Source organism: Pseudomonas sp. HAR-UPW-AIA-41 (assembly GCF_002304225.1).
Lineage (GTDB): Bacteria > Pseudomonadota > Gammaproteobacteria > Pseudomonadales > Pseudomonadaceae > Aquipseudomonas.
On the sequence record NZ_NSLB01000004.1, the window covers coordinates 214853 to 236207 of the forward strand.

The 21355-nt window shown below is 65.4% G+C and carries 21 protein-coding genes; 16 read left to right on the forward strand and 5 right to left on the reverse strand.

Annotation, left to right across the window (positions count from 1 at the left end; all coding sequences use genetic code 11):
• The first annotated feature begins 4 nt into the window (after positions 1-4).
• The 5 genes from CK486_RS10220 to CK486_RS18075 all read left to right on the forward strand — a co-directional run bounded on the left by CK486_RS10220 (position 5) and on the right by CK486_RS18075 (position 3324).
• Positions 5-412: a DUF2946 family protein gene (locus tag CK486_RS10220; RefSeq protein ID WP_095940191.1), complete on the forward strand. Its 408-nt coding sequence runs from the start codon at positions 5-7 to the stop codon at positions 410-412.
• A gap of 114 nt (positions 413-526) precedes the next feature.
• Positions 527-1078 carry a putative natural product biosynthesis protein gene (locus tag CK486_RS10225; RefSeq protein ID WP_095940192.1) on the forward strand — a complete coding sequence of 184 codons (552 nt, stop codon included), beginning with the start codon at positions 527-529 and terminating at the stop codon, positions 1076-1078.
• A 116-nt stretch (positions 1079-1194) separates the two neighbouring features.
• Positions 1195-2460: an Hsp70 family protein gene (locus CK486_RS10230; protein WP_095940193.1), complete on the forward strand. Its 1266-nt coding sequence runs from the start codon at positions 1195-1197 to the stop codon at positions 2458-2460.
• Positions 2461-2672: 212 nt separating this feature from the next.
• A complete protein-coding gene (locus CK486_RS10235) occupies positions 2673-2882 on the forward strand; it encodes a hypothetical protein (protein ID WP_256574401.1) in 210 nt (69 codons plus the stop codon).
• 106 nt (positions 2883-2988) lie between these two features.
• Complete coding sequence (locus tag CK486_RS18075; protein ID WP_176481688.1) at positions 2989-3324, forward strand: hypothetical protein; 336 nt, start codon at positions 2989-2991, stop codon at positions 3322-3324.
• Positions 3325-3472: 148 nt separating this feature from the next.
• On the opposite strand, the gene CK486_RS10245 is transcribed toward CK486_RS18075, so the two are convergent.
• The gene (locus CK486_RS10245) at positions 3473-4420 is read right to left on the reverse strand and encodes an alpha/beta fold hydrolase (protein ID WP_095940194.1); all 948 of its coding nucleotides are present in this window, start codon (positions 4418-4420) and stop codon (positions 3473-3475) included.
• Between the two features lie 18 nt (positions 4421-4438).
• Entirely contained in the window at positions 4439-5437 is a 999-nt protein-coding gene (locus tag CK486_RS10250; RefSeq protein WP_176481689.1) for a GlxA family transcriptional regulator, read from the reverse strand.
• Positions 5438-5545: 108 nt separating this feature from the next.
• Between CK486_RS10250 and CK486_RS10255 the strand changes: the two genes are divergently transcribed.
• A complete protein-coding gene (locus tag CK486_RS10255; protein ID WP_176481690.1) occupies positions 5546-6310 on the forward strand; it encodes a glutathione S-transferase family protein in 765 nt (254 codons plus the stop codon).
• A gap of 6 nt (positions 6311-6316) precedes the next feature.
• On the opposite strand, the gene CK486_RS10260 is transcribed toward CK486_RS10255, so the two are convergent.
• From CK486_RS10260 to CK486_RS10270, 3 genes are all read right to left on the reverse strand, one after another.
• Entirely contained in the window at positions 6317-9244 is a 2928-nt protein-coding gene (locus CK486_RS10260) for a hybrid sensor histidine kinase/response regulator (protein WP_095940196.1), read from the reverse strand.
• A gap of 111 nt (positions 9245-9355) precedes the next feature.
• Positions 9356-10459 carry a fatty acid desaturase gene (locus CK486_RS10265; RefSeq protein ID WP_176481691.1) on the reverse strand — a complete coding sequence of 368 codons (1104 nt, stop codon included), beginning with the start codon at positions 10457-10459 and terminating at the stop codon, positions 9356-9358.
• The gene (locus tag CK486_RS10270) at positions 10440-11519 is read right to left on the reverse strand and encodes a ferredoxin reductase (protein WP_095940198.1); all 1080 of its coding nucleotides are present in this window, start codon (positions 11517-11519) and stop codon (positions 10440-10442) included. The genes CK486_RS10265 and CK486_RS10270 overlap by 20 nt, the downstream gene beginning before the upstream one ends.
• Positions 11520-11809: 290 nt before the next feature.
• On the opposite strand from CK486_RS10270, the gene urtA reads away from it, so the two are divergent.
• The 10 genes from urtA to ureC all read left to right on the forward strand — a co-directional run bounded on the left by urtA (position 11810) and on the right by ureC (position 21329).
• Positions 11810-13078, forward strand: coding sequence for an urea ABC transporter substrate-binding protein (urtA, locus tag CK486_RS10275; protein ID WP_095940199.1), 1269 nt, complete (start codon positions 11810-11812; stop codon positions 13076-13078).
• A gap of 195 nt (positions 13079-13273) precedes the next feature.
• A complete protein-coding gene (urtB, locus tag CK486_RS10280; protein ID WP_371915499.1) occupies positions 13274-14818 on the forward strand; it encodes an urea ABC transporter permease subunit UrtB in 1545 nt (514 codons plus the stop codon).
• A complete protein-coding gene (urtC, locus tag CK486_RS10285; protein ID WP_095940201.1) occupies positions 14818-15897 on the forward strand; it encodes an urea ABC transporter permease subunit UrtC in 1080 nt (359 codons plus the stop codon). Before urtB ends, urtC begins: the two co-directional genes overlap by 1 nt.
• Positions 15894-16742 carry an urea ABC transporter ATP-binding protein UrtD gene (gene urtD / locus CK486_RS10290; RefSeq protein WP_095940202.1) on the forward strand — a complete coding sequence of 283 codons (849 nt, stop codon included), beginning with the start codon at positions 15894-15896 and terminating at the stop codon, positions 16740-16742. The genes urtC and urtD overlap by 4 nt, the downstream gene beginning before the upstream one ends.
• A gap of 3 nt (positions 16743-16745) precedes the next feature.
• Positions 16746-17444, forward strand: coding sequence for an urea ABC transporter ATP-binding subunit UrtE (gene urtE, locus CK486_RS10295; protein WP_095940203.1), 699 nt, complete (start codon positions 16746-16748; stop codon positions 17442-17444).
• A 13-nt stretch (positions 17445-17457) separates the two neighbouring features.
• Positions 17458-18309: an urease accessory protein UreD gene (locus CK486_RS10300; protein ID WP_095940204.1), complete on the forward strand. Its 852-nt coding sequence runs from the start codon at positions 17458-17460 to the stop codon at positions 18307-18309.
• Between the two features lie 209 nt (positions 18310-18518).
• Positions 18519-18821, forward strand: a complete 303-nt coding sequence (gene ureA, locus CK486_RS10305) for an urease subunit gamma (protein WP_095940205.1) — start codon at positions 18519-18521, stop codon at positions 18819-18821.
• Positions 18822-18823: 2 nt separating this feature from the next.
• The gene (locus CK486_RS10310) at positions 18824-19318 is read left to right on the forward strand and encodes an N-acetyltransferase family protein (RefSeq protein WP_371915494.1); all 495 of its coding nucleotides are present in this window, start codon (positions 18824-18826) and stop codon (positions 19316-19318) included.
• Between the two features lie 5 nt (positions 19319-19323).
• Positions 19324-19629 (forward strand): urease subunit beta, encoded by a 306-nt coding sequence (locus tag CK486_RS10315; protein ID WP_095940207.1) that lies wholly within the window; start codon positions 19324-19326, stop codon positions 19627-19629.
• Entirely contained in the window at positions 19629-21329 is a 1701-nt protein-coding gene (gene ureC, locus CK486_RS10320) for an urease subunit alpha (RefSeq protein ID WP_095940208.1), read from the forward strand. The genes CK486_RS10315 and ureC overlap by 1 nt, the downstream gene beginning before the upstream one ends.
• Positions 21330-21355: the final 26 nt, after the last annotated feature.

Here is a 21355-nt window from a genome sequence, read left to right on the forward strand (position 1 = left end):
TGCCGTGAATACCCACCGCCCCTCACTCAACCGTCCCTGGGTTGCCTGGATCGCCTGCCTGGCGGTACTGCTCAACCTGCTCGGCACGCCGTTGAGCCAGGCAAGCATGGGCAGTGGCGAAGCCGACTGGCTGATGGCCGGTTTCTGTTCCAGCAGTGACAGCGACCCGAGCGCCCTGACCGACCTGGCCGCACAGCTGGACCTCCTCGCCGCAGCGGATAACGGCGAACACGGCGATCATGCTCATACCTGCTGTTGTGCCGGCGCCAGCTTCGGCCTGGCCATCAGCAGCAGTGCAGGCCAGTTCACTCAGCCGCCGGCCCAGGCTCCGCCCCTGCCGGCATTCACACCGCAACCGCCCACCTCGCGCTACCTGCTCAGCGCCACGCCCCGCGCCTCACCACTCTGCTGACCTCCGCCGGCCCTGCCGGAACAGGCCTGTTGGCCTCACCTGTCCATCGCCAAGGCGATGGCCTTGTTCTTGTTTTGCCGGCCGCCATAGGGCCCGGCAACCGGAGTCAGCACCATGTCCAATTTCACCCAAGACGGCATTCGCCTGCCCAAACGCGCACTGCCCAACCTGGCCATTCTCGAACAGGCCCTCAAAGACAATCTGCCCGTCGGCCCCAGCCTGCGCCCTTACTGGCACCAGCTGTTCGACATCTGCCCCAGCCTGCTCAAACTCGATGCCCCCGAAGGCCGCAGCCTGCTGTACAGCTACCTGTACTGGGCGGCACGCCGTCCGGCTCTGCCGGGCTGGCAGTTCTATCTGGATGTCAGCCGCTGGCTGCTGCTCTCGCCCTACCGGCACAGGGTCAGCGACGAGCAGCTGGATATTCTTCTGGATGCCTCGGCCCTGCGCTGGAGCGACCTCGATCAGGGCCCGGCACAGGCCATCCTGCTCTATCGCCGGGGTGGCGAGCAGCTGAGTCTGGCCCGCAAGCGTGGCAGCCACGGCCGCCCGTTGGAAAACCCGGACCCAAGCCTGGTCGAACTGCCTACAGCTGATTTCGCCTGGGCTCTGCTGGAAAGCAACGAGATTCCCGCCCAGCCCAACTGGCAGACAGTACCTGCCTGACTGCCGGGCCAGCACCTGCCCTGAGCGGGTGCTGGCCGCCATGATCCGTCGACTGGCCCTTCGATTCCCTCCTCAACTCCCCTAGAATGCGCGGCCGTTTTTCCCGGACCCGCCCCATGCAGCTCAACGCCCCCGCCCGTGCCCTGGGCATCGACTTCGGCACCTCCAACTCCACCGTCGGCTGGTTGCGCCCGGAGCAGGACAGCCTGCTGCCACTTGAAGATGGCAAGATCACCCTGCCCTCGGTGGTGTTCTTCAACCTGGAGGAGCGCCGCCCGGTCTACGGGCGTCAGGCCCTCGGTGAATACCTGGACGGCTACGAAGGGCGCCTGATGCGTTCGCTCAAGAGCCTGCTCGGCTCCAAGCTGCTGAAAAGCGAAACCACCGTGCTCGGCAGCGCCCTGCCCTTTCGCGACCTGCTCGGTTTCTTCATTGGTGAGCTGAAAAAGCGCGCCGAAAGCCAGGCCGACCGCGAGTTCGAACAGGTGGTGCTCGGGCGCCCGGTGTTCTTCGTCGACGATGACCCGAGTGCCGATCAGGAAGCCGAAGACACCCTGCGCGCGGTGGCGCACAAGCTCGGTTTCAAGGACGTATCGTTCCAGTTCGAGCCGATCGCCGCGGCCTTCGACTACGAGTCGGGCCTCACCCGCGAAGAGCTGGTGCTGATCGTCGACATCGGCGGCGGCACCTCGGACTTCTCCCTCGTCCGCCTCGCGCCGGAGCGGCGCCAGCTCAGCCAGCGCCAGGACGACATTCTCGCCACCGGCGGCGTGCATATCGGCGGCACCGACTTTGACAAGCAACTGTCGCTGGCCGGCATCATGCCCCTGTTCGGCTACGGCAGCCGGATGAAAAGCGACGCGCTGATGCCGACCAGCCATCACCTCAACCTGGCCACCTGGCACACCATCAATGCCGTGTATGCCGCCGCCGCGCAACGCTCGCTGCAGAGCATGCGCTACGACTGCGTCGAGCCGCTGGGCATCGACCGTCTGCTCAAGCTGATCGAACAACGCGGCGGACACTGGCTGGCCATGCAGGTGGAAGAGAGCAAGATTGCCCTGAGCGAGGAAGATTGCCGGCACATCGATCTGTCGCGGATCGAACCCGGACTGCAGGCCGAGCTCAGTCGCCGTCTGTTCGAGGATGCCATCGAGCCGCTGCTGCAGCGCATTCACCAGAGCATTGGCGACCTGCTGAACAGCGCCGGTGTTCGCGCCGATCAGGTCGATACGCTGTTCTTTACCGGTGGCTCCAGCGGCGTGCCGGCCCTGCGCCACAGCGTCGCCGCCCTGCTGCCCAATGCCCGTGCCGTGGAAGGCAATGCCTTCGGCAGCATCGGCAGTGGTCTGGCAATCGAAGCCTGGCGCCGCTACGGCTGAGCCGGCAGGCATAACAAGTGCGCTCGGCTAGGCAGGCCCTTGAAAAACGTAGGCGAGGCAGCCAGCGCAAGGCAAAAACAGGTGAAAAAGCGGAGTTTACGCATGGTAGATGAGCATTTTGAGCCTGTTTTTAACGCCACGCTGGCAACACAGGTAGTTTTTCAACGGCCTGCTAGGCTGTGGACCTCCTACCACCTGCCGAGCGTATCGCCATGCCACTGCGCCCCCTGATCCTGCCCGCCACCCTGCTCCTCGCCCTCAGTGGCTGTGATGCCGGGGGAACCGCCACGACTGCCGCCCTGCAGGCCGAGCAAGCCAAACAGGCACAACAGCAGATGGAACAGCTCAAGCAGCAGGTCGAGGCTGCCAATGCGAAAAACACGGTACGACTGCAGGAACAGTTGCCGGCCGGCGAGCAATAAAGCATCAAATAATCAGATATTTTTATCCGGATATTTGCGCTTTTTTAAACCATTAAACTGATCAGAATAGGCAGCGTACTCACCCAGCCCCCACAAGGAGCCCACGATGAAAAACGTTGCCCTCGCCAGCCTGATCCTGGCCAGTTTCTCTCTCAACGCACTGGCCGTCCCGGCCGAACACAACCAGCCGCTGCTCGGGGAAAAGGTGCAGCCGGCGCACACCCAGCCGGTGGTGCCGGTTGCCGCCGATGGTGCTGATCGGGTGTCCGCCAAGCGCATCGCGGCGGATGGCGCCGACCGCGTAGGTCGTCAGCGCATTGCCGCCGACGGAGCAGACCGGGTCGGTGGTCAACGCATCGCCGCCGACGGTGCCGAGCGTGTCGGCAAGCCGCGTGTGGCCGAAGGCGGCGCCGATCGCCTGCTGGCGCGCCGACTGGCCTGAGCCGGCAGCTGTAGGTTGGCGTTGAGCGCAGCGAAGCCCAACAGCGGAAAGCTGGCTTCGTCGGGCTTCGTCGCCTTGCGGCTCAACCCAACCTACACGCTATTTCTCGCCCGCTGGCCGCCAGGTGCTGCCAGCGGGTGAGGCCTTTCTATTCGGCGAGAAAACCCTGCACCACCGGCAGGGTCAGCGCCGGATCTTCCTCCTGCAGCACATGCCCCAGCTGCTCGAAGATGACCAGGCGGCTACCCGCGATATCGGCCTTGAAGCGCTCGGCATTGGCCGGCGCAATCAGGCCATCGCGCCCGCCCCAGAGAATCAGCGTCGGCTGCCGCACCTGGCGGATCAGGGCCTGACTGTCGCCCGCCGGCGCCTGCTGGAAGCGCTGCACCAAGGCCTGGCGGTTACCAGCCCGTAGGGTCAGCTGGTAATAGCGCTCGACCAGCTCGTCGGTGACCCGAGTCGGATCGCCGTAGACGTTCTGCACGCTGCTTTCGATCATCCTGCGGGGCAGCAGCCTGGCCATCAGCGGCGCCAGAGCTGGCACCTGAGCCAGACGAAAGCCGATCGGCACCGAGCTGGACTGCCGTGGATAGCCGGCGGCATCCACCAGAATCAGCCGACTGACACGTGCAGGCCTGGCCACGGCCAGCTCCCAGGCCAGCTGCCCGCCGAAACTGTTGCCGGCCACCACCACCGGCGGCACTTGCAAGCGGTCGAGTAGGGCATCGAGAAATGCCGTGTAGTGGGCGATGCGGTAGTCACCATCGGGAAACGGCCCGGTCAGGCCGAAACCCGGCAGGTCGACGCTGATCACCCGTCGAGTGCGCTTGAGGTCGGCCACCCAGCCTTCCCAGGTATGCAGGCTGGCCGAGGTGCCATGCAGTAACAGCAGTGGCTCGGCATCATCACGAGGCCCCTCGTCGCGCAGGTGAACCTGCATGCCCATCAGCTCGATGAACTGTGACGGCGCCGGCGCCCAACGCGCCTGAAGTTCCTCCACCGGCCGATCCGGCGCCCAGTTCAGTACGATGAATCCTGCCACGCTGAGACCCAAAACCAGCAACACACCCAGCAGTACCCGTATGACCCGCCGCATCCTGTTCTCCTTGTGGCTCTATACCGTGCTATCGCGATTAGTACCGGCATGATGCCCCCAGCCCTGGCGCTGCCGATAGGCCGCCGGGGTGAGGCCGGTCAGGCGCTTGAACAGGCGACCGAAGGCCACCCGGTCCTGATAGCCCACCTGCTCGGCGATCGCCTCCACCGGCAGTCGACTGTTCTCCAGTAAGTCCTTGCTGCGCTCGATGCGCAGCGCCTGCTGGTACTGCATCGGCGTCATCCCGCAGGCCGCGAGAAAACGCCGCTGCAGGGTGCGCACACTGACATGAATCTGCGCCGCCAGCGCCTCCAGACTCAGCGTCTCGGCAAAGTGCTCGGCCAGATAAGCCTGAATCGCCTGAATCTCGCCATCGGCATGCCGCCGCCAGCCCGGTGACGGCATGTAGGCCGATTGCGGCCCATGGCGCAGGTCGGTGACCAGCAGCCGCGCCAGGCCTTCGGCGATCTCCCGCCCGCACAGGCGTTCGACCGCCTGCAGGCAGGCATCCACTCCCGCCAGCGAACCGCCGGAGCAGATCAGGTTGCCCGACTGCGTCAGGTTGCACGCCGCCTGCACCTGCACCCTCGGGTAGCGGGCCTGCAGGCCGTCGGCCAGCATCCAGTGGGTCGTGGCCGGTCGCTGATTGAGCCGGCCACTGGCGGCCAGCAGATACACCCCGCTGCACAGGCTGGCCACCAACACCCGCTCCGGCAGCTCGCGCAGCGCCTGGATGAGTCGCGGACTGCCCGCCACCGCGGCCGGCCCGGCCATCCACAGCGAGGGAATCACCACCAGATCCATCTGCGCCAGGCACTCGGGGCCACCGTCCACACTGATCAGGCCATCCTCATGCGCCACCGCCTGGCCGCTTTCGCTGATGCGCAACAGCTCGAAATACGGCGCGCCGGGCAGATGATTGGCCATGCGCAAGACATCCAGCACCAGCCCGATGCTGGCCAGGCTGTGCTGCGGACAGAGCAGGACGGCGACACGATGGGGCGCGGGCTTGGGCATGGGCTTTCCTGTCCAGATCAGCTTCAAAGATGGCATTTCGGGCGATTCTAGCCACGCACACAGACGCCGACAATGCGCCACCGCCCCCATTACTCACTGGAAACGGCCATGACCAGCGCCCCGCTCACCCTCTACACCTTCGCCATGTCGCACTTCAGCGAGAAGATCCGCTGGACCCTGGATGCCTGCCAGTTGCCCTATGAGGAACGCTGCCTGACCCCAGTGTTCCACATGCCCACCGCCCTGCGCCTGGGCCGACGCGGCCAGACCACCCTGCCGATCGTGCAGCAGGGCAGCGTCGCCGTGCAGGACAGCCCGCGCATCGTCGACTGGCTGGAGACCTGCCAGGGCACGCTGAGCATCCTTCCGCAGGCGCAGCGCGAGGCCATTCGCCAGATCGAGCAGCGCTTCGACAGCATCGGCAAGGATGTCGCCCGCCTGCTCTATGCCGGCAGCTTCGGCGTGGCCGATGGGCATATCCGACAGCTGTGGACGGCCCACGCCAACCCGCTGCAGACCCTGTTCATCCGCCTCGCCTACCCGCTGATCTGCCTGGGCTTCCGCCGGAAGCTGAACATCAACGCAGCCAGCGCCGCCCGCGCGAGCGAGCGCATTGGCGCGCAACTGGACTGGCTGGAGGCGCAGCTCGCCGATGGCCGCCGCTATCTGGTCGGCGACCAGCTGAGCCTGGCCGATATCACCGCCGCGTCCTTGCTGGCACCGATCGCCTGCCCGGCCGAACACCCGGTGTATGGCGACGCGGCCTACCAGGCCGGCATGGCCGCCACCCTCGCACCCTGGCAGGCACGCCCGGGCATGGCCTGGGTACGCGAGCTGTACCGCCAGCAGCGGCACACCAGGCTGACTGATTAAGCCGCGCTACGCCCGGTTCTGCGCATTGCTCGGCCCGGCCGGCAGATAGGGCTGCAGCGCCTCGCGCAGGCTTTCCAGACTCAGGGGCTTGGCCAAATGGCCGTTCATGCCGGCCTGCCGGCAACGCTCGACATGCTCCTGCAGGGCATGGGCGGTCAACGCCAGCACCGGCAGCGCGGGGCGCTGCTGCGCCTGTTCCAGCTCACGGATGGCCTGGGTGGCCTGGTAGCCATCCATCTCCGGCATCTCGCAATCCATCAGCACCAGGGTGAACTGGCCGCCGGCCTGCATTACCCGGTTGACTGCCTCGCGGCCATTGCCGACCAGCTCGCAGGCGATGCCGAGCTTGCCCAACAGACCGCGCACCACCATCTGATTGACCGGGTTGTCCTCGGCCACCAGCACCCGCACCTCGCTGTCACTGGCGCTGGTGGCGACCGCCGCGCTGCGCTGGGCCGGCTCATCCAGGCCGGAAAGCAGCTGGCGGAAGGCGCCCTTGAGTACCGCCGCCGAGGCCGGCTTCTGCACCGCCAGGCCAATCCCGACCGCCTCCAGCTGCTCGCGCGGCGGGATGCAGCGGGCCGCACTGAGCAGCAGGCAGCGCACCTCCCGCAGGGCCGGATCGGCCTTGATCGCGGCGGCCACCTCCACCCCGCTGAGGCCCGGCATGTTGTAGTCCAGGCAGGCGATGCGATACGGCTCGCCCTGGGCGGCCGCCTCGCGCAGCATCTGCAGGGCACGCTCGCCATAGAAGGCGGTCTGCGCCTGCATGCCCCAGGCCTGCACCTGCTCCAGCAGCATCTGCAGAAACTCCGGCGAATCATCGACCAGCAGCACGCGCACGCCCTTGAGGTCGTAGAAAGGCAGCACCTGGCTGCTGATGAACGCGGCATCGGCATCACGGCAAACGATCCGGAACCAGAAACGCGCGCCCTTGCCGGGTTCACTCTCCACCCCCACGCTGCCGCCCATCAGTTCGGCCAGGCGCTTGCAGATCGACAGGCCCAGACCCGTGCCGCCGTACTTGCGCGTGGTGCCCCGCTCGGCCTGACTGAAAGCCTGGAACAACTGGGCCTGGCCCTCGGCGGAAATGCCCACACCGGTATCGCTGACCTCGAACAGCAGGCAATGCTCGCCGGGCGCCAGCAAGGTTTCCGGGCAGCGGCGCACGCGCAGGCTGATGTGCCCCTCGTTGGTGAACTTGAAGGCATTGCCCAGGAGGTTGAGAAGAATCTGCCGCAGGCGCGTCGGGTCGCTCTTGATCAGCGTCGGCGTGCCCGGCTCCACCGAGCAGATCAGCTCCAGTCCCTTGCGCTCGGCCATGTTGGTGAACATCGAGGCGCATTCCAGGCACAGTTCGTCGAGGTCGAAGTCCAGCGCCTCCAGGGTCAGCTTGCCGGCCTCGATCTTCGAGTAGTCGAGGATGTCGTTGATGATGTTGAGCAGGGTGCGCCCGGAGCGCTCGATCACCTCGACATACTGGCGCTGCTGCGGGCCCAGCTCGGTGTCACGCAGCAGCTCGGTCATGCCCAGCACCCCGTTCATCGGCGTGCGGATCTCGTGACTCATGGTGGCGAGGAACTCGCTCTTGGCCCGGCTCTCGGCCTTGGCTTCGATGGCCTTGCGTTTGGCCGCCAGCTCCTCGGCCTGAGCGCGAAACTGCAGATTGGTGATACGTTCGTGCTCAACCCGCGACTGGCGCTCGGCCTCAAGGAGTTTTTCCTGAGCACGGTAACGAGCACGCCGCTCGCTGTTGATGCGGTCGGCCAGGGCAAAGGACAGCAGCACACAGATCAGCACATGGGCGATCTGCGGGGCGAACTCGATGACCATGCTGTAGGGCAGGATGCCCATCTTGTTCAGCGCCAGCACCATCGAAGCCGTGAGAAAGGCCATCCACGCCACGACGAAATAGCGTGCCGACTTCTGCCCGCGCAGCAGCATGCGAATGCCGATGTACACCGCCAGCACCACGCCGGGAATCACCAGCAGCGTGCTGGCGCTGACCGCCTGGTTATACGGCAGCCACAGGCTGAGCAGACCGCACACCGCCATCAGCACCGCATAGCCGCCCAGCCAGCGCGCATAGCGCGGCGCCTCCTGCGACAGGCGCATGAACAGCACGCCAAACCAGGCATCGGTGGCGGTAAACAGGAAGATCAGCAACGGAATGGCATTGTTCAGCTGCGGCCATTGCGGCCACAGGTACAGCGGCGTGAAACCGTGCAGGGTGGCCTGCAGCAGGCCATAGCAGAGCATCGACAGGACATAGACCAGGTAGCTCTGATCGCGCACCAGGGTATAGATGCACAGGTTGTACAGCAGCATGACCAGCACCACGCCGATATACAGCCCCTGGCCGAGGAGAAACTCCTGCTCGGCGCGGATGAAGTTCTGCGGCGTCCACACGCCGAGGGGAAACTGCATGGCGCCGGTGGTCTGCACCCGGAAATACAGGGTCTGCCGGCTCTGCGCCGGCAGCTCCAGCTCGTGCACCAGCCAGGGATGTCGCAGGGCGCGCTGCGACGCGGCCAGGCTGTCGCCCAGCTGGCCAAGATGACGCGGCGCGCGATCTTCCTGCAGATACAGGTCGATCCGGTCCAGCACCGGGTACTCGATGCCCAGTAGGCGCGTCTGCGCCTGGGCGCTGCTGTTGGCCAGCTGCAGACGGAACCAGTAGACCCGCGTGGTGAAGCCGAAGTTGGGGCTGGCGCCGGGCGCAGGCTGCCAGTTTCTGGCGCTGCTGCGGGCCACCTGTTCGGCCGTCAGTTGCCCGTCGACATCGACCAGATACTCCAGCCAGTGGCCGGCCTGCGCCACGCTGGGCTCGGTGGCGATATCCAGCTCGACGGCATGCCCCGCTTGCCAGGCACCGAACAGCAGGCTGAGCAGCAACGGCAAGCGCCGCATCCAGCCTTTCAGATGCTCAGCCATGCACAGTCCCCTGCTCTGCCCGCTACTGGCTTAACTATAGACACGCGCAACAGGGGGGCATGGGCGCCATTGGTCGGCCTGGCGCCAGGGCCTTAACAGGCTGTTAAATCGCTAGACAGCCTGTGGCAGGCGGTAGCGCCAGATGCGCCGCAACACAGTGGCGAACTGCCCGCTCATGGTTCCGGTGTTGTAGGTCTGCCCATAGCGCGCAGCAATTTCCCGCACCTCGCGGGCCATGGCCGCATAGCGACGCGCCGGCACGTCGGGATACAGGTGGTGTTCGATCTGGTGGCTGAGGTTGCCGGTCATGAAGTGCAGCAGGCGGCTGCCCTGCAGATTGCTCGAGCCCTTGAGCTGGCGCAGGTACCAGTGACCACGACTTTCCTGCTCCAGCACGCTGGCCGGGAAGACCGCCGCCTTCTCGGTGAAGTGCCCGCAGAAGATCACGGTGAAGGTCCACAGGTTGCGGATCAGGTTGGCCACCACGTTGCCGGCCAGCACGGCCAGGGCATTGCAGCCCAGCGCCAGGGCCAGCAGAGGGAACACCAGATAGTCCTTGACCCACTGGCGCCCGACCTTGGCGTTGAACTGGCGCAGCAGCGGACGCACCTCCTCCCGGCTGATGCGGCCCTTGAAGACCTTATCCAGACGCAGGTGCTGAATGGCCACGGCGTACTGGAACAGCAGCGCCTGCAGCGTCACCCACAGCGGCTGCCAGCGGTAGAAGGGTTTCCAGCGCTGCTCGGGGAACAGTCGCACCACGCCGTAGCCGATGTCGTCATCCATGCCCAGCACATTGGTGTAGGTGTGGTGGATGTGATTGTGGGTGTGCCGCCAGAAGTCGGCAGGCCCGACGATATCCCACTCGTAAGTGCGCCCGGCCAGCTCCGGATCGTTCATCCAGTCGTACTGGCCGTGCATCACGTTATGCCCCAGCTCCATGTTCTCGATGATCTTGCCCAGCCCCAGCAGCAGGGTGCCGAGCAGCCAGGTCGGCGGGAACCAGCCGGCCAGCAGAAGCAGGCGGCCGCTCCAGCAACAGGCCCGGACCACGGCCCGCACCCGGCGGATATAACGGGCATCGGCCTCACCCAGATCGGCCAGGGTGCGTTCGCGCAGGGCATCCAGCTCGGCGCCGAAGGCGTCGATCTCCTCGCGACTCAGTTGGCGGTCTTCACGCATGCTGCAACTCTCCTTACAGATCGACGCGCACATCGCCGAGCGGCGCGCTGACACAGATTCGAATGGACTGGCCCGGCTCGTGGCTGATTTCGCCACTGCGCAGATCGCGCACCGCCCCTTCCAGCAACTGACAGGTGCACTGGGTGCAGATGCCCTGGCGGCAGCCATGTTCGGGTTTCAGCCCGGCTGCCTCGGCCTGCTCCAGCAGACTGGACTGGTTATCGCCCACCGTTTCCTGCCGGCTGCGCACAAACTGCAGGCGTACCGGGCGGCGCTCACCCTCGGCGCGCCACTGCGGCGGGGTGAAGCTTTCCACCTGCAAACTGGCCGCCTGCCCCTCGACCAGCTCGCGCAACTGCTCGACAAAACCCGCCGGGCCACAGCTCAGCACATGGGCCTCGCGCCATTCGTGCAATTGCTCGGCATTCAGACGCTGACCGGAAGGCCCCGCCGTGACCGCCCACTCGACGGCCAGGTTGGGGTAACGCGCCTGCAACTGCTGCAGCTCCTCGACAAAGGCACGCCGGCCCTGCTCGCGGACGAAATGCAGCAGCCGCACCGGCGCGCTGAATCCCCGGCCCAGCGCGTCGCGCAGCAGACCGAGCAGAGGCGTGATGCCACTGCCCGCCGCCGCCAGCAGCACGGCGCCCTCCTGCGGCCAGCGCAGCTCGCCATAGGGCGAGCCCAGCTCGACACAGTCACCAACGCTCAGGTACTCGCACAGCCAGGCCGACACCCGCCCTTCTGGCTGGCGGCGCACGGCAATCTCGATACAACCATCGGCCTGAGCCGTCAGGCTGTAGCTGCGCGACAGGCGCACGCCATTTCGTTCGATGAACAGCTGCACATGCTGCCCGGCCTGCGCACCGGGCCAGTTGCCATTGGGGCGCAGACGGATGGCCAGCATGTCCTCGGCAACCCAGCGCCGTGCCTCGACCCGCGCATGAATGCGCGTGAGCGCCCAGGCCGGTTGCACAAAGCCCAGACAGGCATCGACATCGGACTCACGCAACCAGTGGTGCGCAGCCAGCCAACGCAGAGGAAGCAACAGGGGATGCAGGGGAATCGTCAGACGCAGGGGAAGCAGCGGCATGATCGCCTCACAGTGAACATTTGTTCACTAAACTGCCCGAGCAGCATCATTCAGTCAACAACTGTTCACTGAGCCAGACGAAAGGTCGGGCGCGCATCGCTTTGGTGCAAGTTCATCTGCGACTCCAAATGTAGCCCCGCGACGGTGCGAAAAAACCGGCGTCGCTCCGCAAGCAAAGTCTATCCACTTGTTATTAAACGTTTTTTTCATTTGGCACGATTTCTGCGATAGACCTGACGACCCTTTTGGTCCTTCCCACAATCGCGCATGGACAGCCAAGGAGGCTCTACATGAAACGCCGTCCCTTTCTGCAATCTACCCTCGCCGCCAGTGCCCTGCTGCTGACCGGCCTGTTTCCGTATACCGCGCAGGCCGCCGAGACCATCAAGGTCGGCATCCTGCATTCGCTGTCCGGCACCATGGCCATTTCCGAGACTTCGCTGAAAGACATGGCGCTGATGACCATCGACGAGATCAATGCCAAAGGCGGTCTGCTGGGCAAGAAGCTCGAACCGGTGGTGGTCGACCCGGCCTCCAACTGGCCGCTGTTCGCCGAGAAGAGCCGCCAGCTGCTGACCCAAGACAAGGTGGACGTGGTGTTTGGCTGCTGGACCTCGGTCTCGCGCAAATCCGTGCTGCCGGTCTTCGAAGAGCTCAACGGCCTGCTGTTCTACCCGGTTCAGTACGAAGGCGAAGAGATGTCGCCCAACGTCTTCTACACCGGCGCCGCGCCTAACCAGCAGGCCATCCCGGCAGTGGAATACCTGATGAGCGAAGACGGTGGCAGCGCCAAGCGCTTCTTCCTGCTGGGTACCGACTATGTCTACCCGCGTACCACCAACAAGATCCTGCGCGCGTTCCTGCACTCCAAGGGCGTACAGGACAAGGACATCGAAGAGGTCTACACCCCGTTCGGCCACAGCGATTACCAGACCATCGTCGCCAACATCAAGAAGTTCTCGGCTGGTGGCAAGACGGCTGTGATCTCCACCGTCAACGGCGACTCCAACGTACCGTTCTACAAGGAACTGGGCAGCCAGGGCCTGGAAGCCACCGATATCCCGGTGGTGGCCTTCTCCGTGGGTGAAGAAGAACTGCGAGGCATCGACACCAAGCCGCTGGTTGGCCAACTGGCCGCCTGGAACTACTTCCAGTCGGTGGAAAACCCGGTCAACACCGAGTTCGTCACCAAGTGGAAGGCCTACGCCAAGGCCAAGAACCTGCCGAACTACCAGACCGCGGTAACCAACGACCCGATGGAAGCCACCTACGTCGGCATCAACATGTGGGCCCAGGCCGTCACCAAGGCCGGTACCACCGACGTCGACAAGGTACGTGAAGCCCTCGCCGGCCAGACCTTTGCCGCGCCCAGCGGCTACACCCTGACCATGGACAAGACCAACCACCACCTGCACAAGCCGGTGATGATCGGCGAAGTTCAGGAGGACGGTCAGTTCTCCATCGTCTGGCAGACCGAAGGCCCGCTGCGCGCCCAACCGTGGAGCCCCTTCATTCCCGGCAACGACAAGAAGCCGGACTATGCCGTGAAGTCCAACTAACAACCTGCAATCGGTCTGCCGTGCCGGCGCCCGAGAGGGTCCGAAGCGGCAGACCGGAACAGGGGTAACACGCGTACCGCCCGGCCTCATGCCGGGCACACTGACCCGGTCCGGTGACCACGAACGCCGGACCGGGTGTTTTGTAGGCTCACACAGAAGGACTCCGTGATGCCCGCCTCCCTTCCCAGAATACTCATGGCCCTGGCCCTGCTGTGGCCATTGGCCAGCCAGGCCGGTGATGCCAATGACTTCGTTGCCGCCAACCCCGCCAAGCAGGCCAAACTGCTGGAAAGCTGGGCCGCGCAACCCGACCCGGCCCGTCAGCCGCTGCTCGATGCCCTGCAACAGGGCCGGGTCGCCGCGGACAGCAGCAAGACCGCCTTTATCGAAGAAGCCGGCAATTTCAGCGCCGCCGAGGGCGAGGCCGAACCGGCCAGCCCGCCGAAGAAGCTGCGCCTGAACAACCGCCTGCGCGGTCTGCTGCAGACCGCCCAGGCCAGCCACCAGTTGCTCGCCAGCGAAGCCAGCGTGCGTCTGGCCGCGGCCCAGCAACTGCAGAAGAGCGCCAAGCCGGCGCAGCTTGAGCTACTCAATGCCCGCGTCGCCAGCGAACAGGATGCCGCCGTGCGCGATGCCCTGGCGCTGGCTCTGGCCAACCTGCAACTGGTCGATCCCGACCCGGCCGTGCGCCTGCAGGCCGTCCGCCTGCTCGGCGAAACCGGTGAGCCCCTGGCCCGCACCCGCCTGGAAGCCCTGCTCGACAGCGACAGCGAAACCGATGCCGGCGTGCGTACCGCGGCCGAAACCAGCCTGGCCCAGGTCAAGCGCCGCCTGCTGGTTGGCGAACTGCTGGGCCAGGCCTTCAGCGGCCTGAGTCTGGGCAGCATCCTGCTGCTGGCCGCCCTCGGTCTGGCCATCACCTTCGGTCTCCTAGGCGTGATCAACATGGCCCACGGTGAGATGCTGATGCTGGGCGCCTACACCACCTACATGGTGCAGATCGCTTTCCAGAAACTCGCCCCCGGTTACCTTGCGCTCTACCCGCTGGCCGCCCTGCCGGTGGCCTTCTTCGTCACCGCCGCCATCGGCATGGCGCTGGAGCGCACGGTGATCCGCCACCTCTACGGCCGGCCGCTGGAAACCCTGCTGGCCACCTGGGGTATCAGCCTGATCCTGATCCAGCTGGTGCGGGTGATCTTCGGCGCACAGAACGTCGAAGTCGCCAATCCGGAATGGCTGTCCGGTGGCCTGCAGGTCCTGCCGAACCTGGTGCTGCCTTACAGCCGCATCATCATCATCGGCTTTGCCCTGTTTGTCGTCGCCCTGACCTGGCTGCTGCTGAACAAGACCCGCCTGGGTCTGAACGTGCGCGCCGTGACCCAGAACCGAAATATGGCCGCCTGCTGCGGCGTGCCCACCGGCCGCGTGGACATGCTCGCCTTCGGCCTCGGCTCCGGTATCGCCGGCCTCGGCGGCGTAGCCCTGTCGCAGATCGGCAACGTCGGCCCGGATCTCGGCCAGAGCTACATCATCGACTCCTTCCTGGTGGTGGTGCTCGGCGGTGTCGGCCAACTGGCCGGCAGCGTGCTGGCTGCCTTCGGTCTGGGGATTGCCAACAAGCTGCTGGAGCCGCAGATCGGTGCCGTACTCGGCAAGATCCTCATCCTTGCGCTGATCATTCTGTTCATCCAGAAGCGTCCGCAGGGGCTGTTCGCATTGAAAGGACGGGTGATCGACTGATGAACCAGCCCATGACCATCACGCTGGCCCAGAAAGCCGGCCCACGCCTCAGCCTGGCCGTTGGCGGGCTGGTGCTTGCCATCCTGCTGGCCCTGCCACTGCTGCACCTGCTGCCCGCCGACAGTGCCCTGCATGTGTCGGCGTACACCCTGACGCTGGTGGGCAAGATCCTCTGCTATGCCATCGTCGCCCTCGCGCTCGATCTGGTGTGGGGCTATGCCGGCCTGCTGTCACTCGGCCACGGCCTGTTCTTTGCCCTCGGCGGTTACGCCATGGGCATGTACCTGATGCGCCAGAGCGCGGGAGACGGGCTGCCGGCCTTCATGAGCTTCCTCGCCTGGAATGAGCTGCCCTGGTACTGGTACGGCACCAGCAGTTTCCTCTGGGCCATGTGCCTGGTGGTGCTGGTCCCCGGGCTGCTGGCGCTGGTGTTCGGCTACTTCGCCTTCCGCTCGCGGATCAAGGGCGTGTACTTCTCGATCATCACCCAGGCCCTGACCTTCGCCGGCATGCTGCTGTTCTTCCGCAACGAAACCGGCTTTGGCGGCAATAACGGCTTCACCAATTTCCGCACGATTCTGGGCTTCGACATCACCGCCCAGGGCACCCGCGCCGTGCTCTTCCTGTGCACCGTGGCCCTGCTCACCGGCAGCCTGTACCTGGGCTTCCGCCTGGCGCGCAGCAAGTTCGGCCGGGTACTGACGGCCCTGCGCGATGCGGAAAACCGCCTGATGTTCTGCGGCTACGACCCGCGCGGCTACAAGCTGTTCATCTGGGTGCTGAGTGCGGTGCTGTGCGGCCTGGCCGGCGCGCTGTACGTGCCGCAGGTGGGCATCATCAACCCCAGCGAGATGTCGCCGACCAACTCCATCGAGGCCGCCGTGTGGGTCGCCCTCGGCGGTCGCGGCACCCTGATCGGCCCGCTGCTGGGCGCCGGGCTGGTCAACGGCATGAAGAGCTGGTTCACCGTGGCCTTCCCGGAATACTGGCTGTTCGCCCTCGGCGCACTTTTTATTGTCGTCACCCTCTACCTGCCCAAGGGCGTCATCGGACTTTTGCGCAAGGAGAAAGAGCAATGAGAGCCGCCCCCATCCCGGAAGCCCTGCTCGACCCCAACCGTGACCCGGGCGGCAGCCGTGAGGCGGTCGGCCTTGGCAGTTCCGCCGGCAAGGGCCTGGATGTGCGCCACGGCACCATCCTGACCCTGGAAGACATCAACGTCAGCTTTGACGGTTTCAAGGCCCTGACCAACCTGACCCTGTACATCGGGGTCGGTGAGCTGCGCTGCATCATCGGCCCCAACGGTGCCGGCAAGACCACCATGATGGACGTAATCACCGGCAAGACCCGCCCCACCAGCGGCAGCGCCTTCTTCGGTGAAACCCTCGACCTGACGCGCCTGAGCGAAGTCGAAATCGCCCAGGCCGGCATCGGCCGCAAGTTCCAGAAACCCACGGTGTTTGAAGCCCTGTCGGTGTTCGAGAATCTGGAGCTGGCACTGAAAACCGACAAGTCGGTGTGGGCCAGCCTGCGCGCCAGACTCTCCGGCGCCCAGAAGGACCGCATCGATGAAGTGCTGCACACCATTCGCCTGGAAGGTTCGCGGCATCGCCCGGCCGGCCTGCTCTCCCACGGCCAGAAGCAGTTCCTGGAAATCGGCATGCTGCTGGTGCAGGAGCCGCAACTGCTGCTGCTCGACGAACCGGTAGCGGGCATGACCGACGCCGAAACCGAGTTCACCGCCGAGCTGTTCAAGTCGCTGGCACGCAAGCACTCGCTGATGGTGGTGGAGCACGACATGGGCTTTGTCGGCACCATCGCCGACCACGTCACCGTGCTGCATCAGGGCAGCGTGCTGGCCGAAGGCTCGCTGGAGCAGGTGCAAAGCAACGAGCGGGTGATCGAAGTCTATCTGGGGCGCTGAAGCATGCTGAAAGTCGAACAACTGCACCAATACTACGGCGGCAGCCACATCCTGCGCGGCCTCTCCTTCGAGGCCAGGGTCGGCGAAGTCACCTGCCTGCTCGGCCGCAACGGCGTGGGCAAAACCACCCTGCTCAAGTGCCTGATGGGTCTGATACCGGCCAAGGACGGCAAGGTCGAGTGGGAAGGTCAGCGCATCAACGGCTTCAAGCCGCACCAGCGGGTGCACGCCGGAATTGCCTATGTGCCCCAGGGCCGGGAAATCTTCCCGCGCCTGACAGTGGAAGAGAATCTGCTGATGGGCCTGTCCCGTTTCGGCGCCAGCGAAGCCAAGACCGTCCCCGAGTTCATCTACGAGCTGTTCCCGGTGCTACGCGAGATGAAGCAGCGCCGCGGCGGCGACCTCTCCGGCGGACAACAGCAGCAGCTGGCCATCGGCCGCGCGCTGGCCAGCCAGCCGCGCCTGCTGATCCTCGATGAGCCCACCGAAGGCATCCAGCCCTCGGTGATCAAGGAGATCGGCGTGGTCATCAGAAAACTCGCCGAGCGCGGCGATATGGCCATCCTGCTGGTCGAGCAGTTCTACGATTTCGCCGCCGAGCTAGCCGACCAGTATCTGGTGATGAGCCGCGGCGAGATCATCCAGCAGGGCCGCGGCGACACCATGGAAGCCGATGGCGTGCGCGGGCTGGTGGCAATCTGATACAAGACAGCCCATGAACGCCGCCCTTCCTCCCGTCCTGTTCACCCCCAGCTGGCACGCCGAGCTGGAGCTCGGCTATGCGCGCCAGGGGGATGCCACCCGCCCGGTGCTGCGCCGCCACCGCGGCCCGCTGCGCGTGCAGAAGCACCTGTACGCCGAAGGCCCCGAAGTATGTCAGCACATCATCGTGCACCCGCCTGCCGGCATTGCCGGCGGCGATCGCCTGCAGATCGATGCCCGCGTGGACGAAGGCGCCTGGGCGCAACTGACCAGCCCCGGTGCCGCCAAGTGGTACCGCGCGCGCAGCGCCGCGAGCCAGCAGGTCAACCTGCGCGTGGCGCCCGGCGCGACGCTGGAATGGCTGCCACAGGAAACCATCGTCTATGCCGGCGCGCAGGCCGAACTGACCACGCGCATCGACCTCGAAGGCGATGCCCGGCTTTGTTACTGGGACATGGTCGCGCTGGGCCGGCCGGCAGCCGGCGAGCGTTTTGACACGGGTTACTTCCAGGCACATCTGGATATCCGCCGCGACGGCCGCCTGCTCTGGCATGAACGCCAGCGCGTGGTCGGTGGCGACGGCCTGCTCGACTCGCCCATCGGCCTGGCCGGGCATCCGGTGTTTGCCACCCTGCTGATGACCGGCGAACTCTCCGCCGAACTGCTGGAACACTGCCGCGAGCTACCCGGCCCGGACGGCCAGATGCTGCGCGGCGACCTGACTCAACTGCCGGGTCTGATCGTCGCCCGCTGCCTCGCCGGCGAGGCCCTGCAGGCGCGCGCCTGGCTGATCGAACTCTGGCGCCTGCTGCGCCCCGCACTACTCGGGCGCGACGCCGTGCCCCCACGAATCTGGAGTACCTAGGCGAGGCCATCAGCCGTTCCGATCAGCGCGCCTATCCATGGAGACGAATATGAGCAATTCACATAACCGGCCCTTCGGGTTACGGCTTGGCGCCTCGCCAGGCAGCGTTGCGCACCTCGGCAAGGGAATGACCCTTACCGTCGGCACGCGCCTTGCCCGGCAAGCCGCCAAACCACAACGCACTGACTTGAACAACTGAAGGACTCGCCATGGATCTTTCGCCCCGCGAGAAGGACAAACTGCTGATCTTCACTGCCGGTCTGGTCGCCGAGCGGCGCCTGGCCCGTGGGCTGAAGCTGAACTACCCGGAGGCCATGGCCTACATCAGCGCGGCCCTGCTCGAAGGCGCCCGCGATGGCCAGACCGTGGCCGAGCTGATGCACTTCGGCACCACCCTGCTGAGTCGTGAACAGGTGATGGAAGGCGTGCCGGAAATGATTCCGGAAATCCAGATTGAAGCCACCTTCCCGGATGGCACCAAGCTGGTCACCGTGCACCAGCCGATTGCCTGACCATGACCATTCAAGACGCCATCAGCGCCGACCTGCCGGGCATCCTGGCCATCTACAACGATGCGGTCGAGCACACCACCGCCATCTGGAATGAAACCCGGGTCGGTCTGGCCAACCGACAGGCCTGGCTGAGCGAGCGCCAGAGTGCCGGTTTCCCGGTGCTGGTCGCCCGCAATGACGCGGACGAGGTCGTCGGCTACGCCAGCTACGGCCCCTGGCGCGCCATCGAAGGCTTTCGCCACACCGTCGAACACTCGGTCTATGTGCGCCCGGACTGTCACGGACAGGGGCTGGGCACCCGCCTGCTGCAGGCGCTGATCACCCGCGCCAAGACCCAGGGCCTGCACGTAATGGTCGCCGCCATCGAAAGCGGCAACCTGGCCTCCATCGCCCTGCACCAGCGCAGCGGATTTGTCGTGACCGGGCAGATGCCCCAGGTCGGCCGCAAGTTCGGCCGCTGGCTGGACCTCACTTTCATGCAACTGATTCTGGAGTAACGCCCATGATCCCCGGTGAATACCTGATCCAGGACGGCGAGATCGAACTCAACGCCGGGCGCCGCACCCTGCGCGTGACCGTGGCCAACAGCGGCGACCGGCCGATCCAGGTCGGCTCGCACTTTCACTTCTTCGAAACCAACGACGCCCTGACCTTTGACCGTGAACCCACGCGCGGTATGCGCCTGAATATCGCCGCCGGCACCGCCGTGCGCTTCGAGCCGGGCCAGTCGCGTGAGGTCGAGCTGGTTGAGCTGGCGGGTGACCGCCGCGTCTACGGTTTTGCCGGCCGCATCATGGGAGCGCTGTGATGAAGATTTCCCGCCAAGCCTATGCCGACATGTTCGGCCCCACCGTCGGCGACAAGGTGCGCCTGGCCGACACCAACCTGTGGATCGAGGTGGAAAAGGATTTCACCACCTACGGCGATGAAGTGAAGTTCGGCGGCGGCAAGGTCATCCGCGACGGCATGGGCCAGAGCCAGCTGTGCGCCGCCGACGTGGTCGACACGGTGATCACCAATGCGCTGATCATCGATCACTGGGGCATCGTCAAGGCCGACGTCGGTCTCAAGGGCGGGCGCATCGCCGCCATCGGCAAGGCCGGCAACCCGGACATCCAGCCGAACGTGACCATCGCCGTGGGCGGTGCGACCGAAGTCATCGCCGGCGAAGGCATGATCCTAACCGCCGGCGGCGTCGACACCCATATCCACTTCATCTGCCCGCAGCAGATCGAAGAAGCCCTGATGAGCGGCACCACCACCATGATCGGTGGCGGCACCGGCCCGGCCACCGGTACCTACGCCACTACCGTGACCCCGGGCCCGTGGCATATGGCGATGATGCTCAAGGCCGCCGACGCCTTCCCGATGAACATCGGTTTTACCGGCAAGGGCAACGTCTCACTGCCCGAGCCCTTGATCGAGCAGGTCAGGGCCGGCGCCATCGGCCTGAAGCTGCATGAAGACTGGGGCACCACCCCGGCGGCCATCGACAACTGCCTCTCCGTGGCCGACCAGTACGACATTCAGGTGGCGATCCACACCGACACCCTCAACGAGTCCGGTTTCGTCGAGACCACGCTGGGCGCGTTCAAGGGCCGAACCATCCACACCTACCACACCGAAGGCGCCGGCGGCGGCCATGCGCCGGACATCATCAAGGCCTGCGGCTTCCCCAACGTGCTGCCCAGTTCGACCAACCCGACCCGGCCGTTCACCCGCAACACCATCGACGAACATCTGGACATGCTGATGGTCTGCCACCACCTCGACCCGAGCATTGCCGAGGACGTGGCGTTTGCCGAGAGCCGCATCCGCAGGGAAACGATTGCGGCGGAAGACATCCTGCATGACCTCGGCGCGTTCAGCATGATCAGCTCCGACAGCCAGGCCATGGGCCGCGTCGGCGAGGTGATCACCCGCACCTGGCAGACCGCCGACAAGATGAAGCAGCAGCGCGGTCCGCTGCCCGAAGATGCACCGGGCAACGACAACTTCCGCGTCAAACGCTACATCGCCAAGTACACCATCAACCCGGCCATCACCCACGGCATCAGCCACGAAGTGGGCTCCATCGAAGTGGGCAAATTCGCCGACCTGGTGCTCTGGCGCCCGGCCTTCTTTGGCGTGAAACCGACGCTGATTCTCAAGGGCGGGGCAATTGCCGCCAGCCTGATGGGCGACGCCAACGCCTCGATTCCGACCCCGCAACCGGTGCACTACCGCCCCATGTTCGGCAGCTATGCCGGCATGCTGCACGCCACCAGCCTGACCTTTATCAGCCAGGCGGCGTTCGACGCCGGGGTGCCTGAACAACTCGGTCTGCAGAAGCAGATCGGCGTGGTCAAAGGCTGCCGCTCCGTAACCAAGGCCGACCTGATCCACAACGACTACCTGCCCAGCATCGAAGTCGACCCGCAGAACTATCAGGTCAGGGCCGACGGTCAGCTGCTCTGGTGTGAGCCGGCCGAAGTGCTGCCGCTGGCACAGCGCTACTTTCTGTTCTGAAGGGGCTCCGGCACGCAACTGAGGGG

Excerpts from the sequence above, each read along its gene's own strand:
- CK486_RS10265 (WP_176481691.1), bottom strand. The coding sequence starts at position 10,459 with ATGTGCGCGTCGATCTGTAAGGAGAGTTGCAGCATGCGTGAAGACCGC.
- urtE (WP_095940203.1), top strand. The coding sequence starts at position 16,746 with ATGCTGAAAGTCGAACAACTGCACCAATACTACGGCGGCAGCCACATC.
- CK486_RS10235 (WP_256574401.1), top strand. The coding sequence starts at position 2,673 with ATGCCACTGCGCCCCCTGATCCTGCCCGCCACCCTGCTCCTCGCCCTC.
- CK486_RS18075 (WP_176481688.1), top strand. The coding sequence starts at position 2,989 with ATGAAAAACGTTGCCCTCGCCAGCCTGATCCTGGCCAGTTTCTCTCTC.
- CK486_RS10255 (WP_176481690.1), top strand. The coding sequence starts at position 5,546 with ATGACCAGCGCCCCGCTCACCCTCTACACCTTCGCCATGTCGCACTTC.
- CK486_RS10300 (WP_095940204.1), top strand. The coding sequence starts at position 17,458 with ATGAACGCCGCCCTTCCTCCCGTCCTGTTCACCCCCAGCTGGCACGCC.
- CK486_RS10225 (WP_095940192.1), top strand. The coding sequence starts at position 527 with ATGTCCAATTTCACCCAAGACGGCATTCGCCTGCCCAAACGCGCACTG.
- CK486_RS10315 (WP_095940207.1), top strand. The coding sequence starts at position 19,324 with ATGATCCCCGGTGAATACCTGATCCAGGACGGCGAGATCGAACTCAAC.
- urtA (WP_095940199.1), top strand. The coding sequence starts at position 11,810 with ATGAAACGCCGTCCCTTTCTGCAATCTACCCTCGCCGCCAGTGCCCTG.
- CK486_RS10245 (WP_095940194.1), bottom strand. The coding sequence starts at position 4,420 with ATGCGGCGGGTCATACGGGTACTGCTGGGTGTGTTGCTGGTTTTGGGT.
- urtD (WP_095940202.1), top strand. The coding sequence starts at position 15,894 with ATGAGAGCCGCCCCCATCCCGGAAGCCCTGCTCGACCCCAACCGTGAC.
- ureA (WP_095940205.1), top strand. The coding sequence starts at position 18,519 with ATGGATCTTTCGCCCCGCGAGAAGGACAAACTGCTGATCTTCACTGCC.
- CK486_RS10270 (WP_095940198.1), bottom strand. The coding sequence starts at position 11,519 with ATGCCGCTGCTTCCCCTGCGTCTGACGATTCCCCTGCATCCCCTGTTG.
- urtC (WP_095940201.1), top strand. The coding sequence starts at position 14,818 with ATGAACCAGCCCATGACCATCACGCTGGCCCAGAAAGCCGGCCCACGC.
- CK486_RS10260 (WP_095940196.1), bottom strand. The coding sequence starts at position 9,244 with ATGGCTGAGCATCTGAAAGGCTGGATGCGGCGCTTGCCGTTGCTGCTC.
- CK486_RS10250 (WP_176481689.1), bottom strand. The coding sequence starts at position 5,437 with ATGCCCAAGCCCGCGCCCCATCGTGTCGCCGTCCTGCTCTGTCCGCAG.
- urtB (WP_371915499.1), top strand. The coding sequence starts at position 13,274 with ATGGCCCTGGCCCTGCTGTGGCCATTGGCCAGCCAGGCCGGTGATGCC.
- CK486_RS10230 (WP_095940193.1), top strand. The coding sequence starts at position 1,195 with ATGCAGCTCAACGCCCCCGCCCGTGCCCTGGGCATCGACTTCGGCACC.
- ureC (WP_095940208.1), top strand. The coding sequence starts at position 19,629 with ATGAAGATTTCCCGCCAAGCCTATGCCGACATGTTCGGCCCCACCGTC.
- CK486_RS10310 (WP_371915494.1), top strand. The coding sequence starts at position 18,824 with ATGACCATTCAAGACGCCATCAGCGCCGACCTGCCGGGCATCCTGGCC.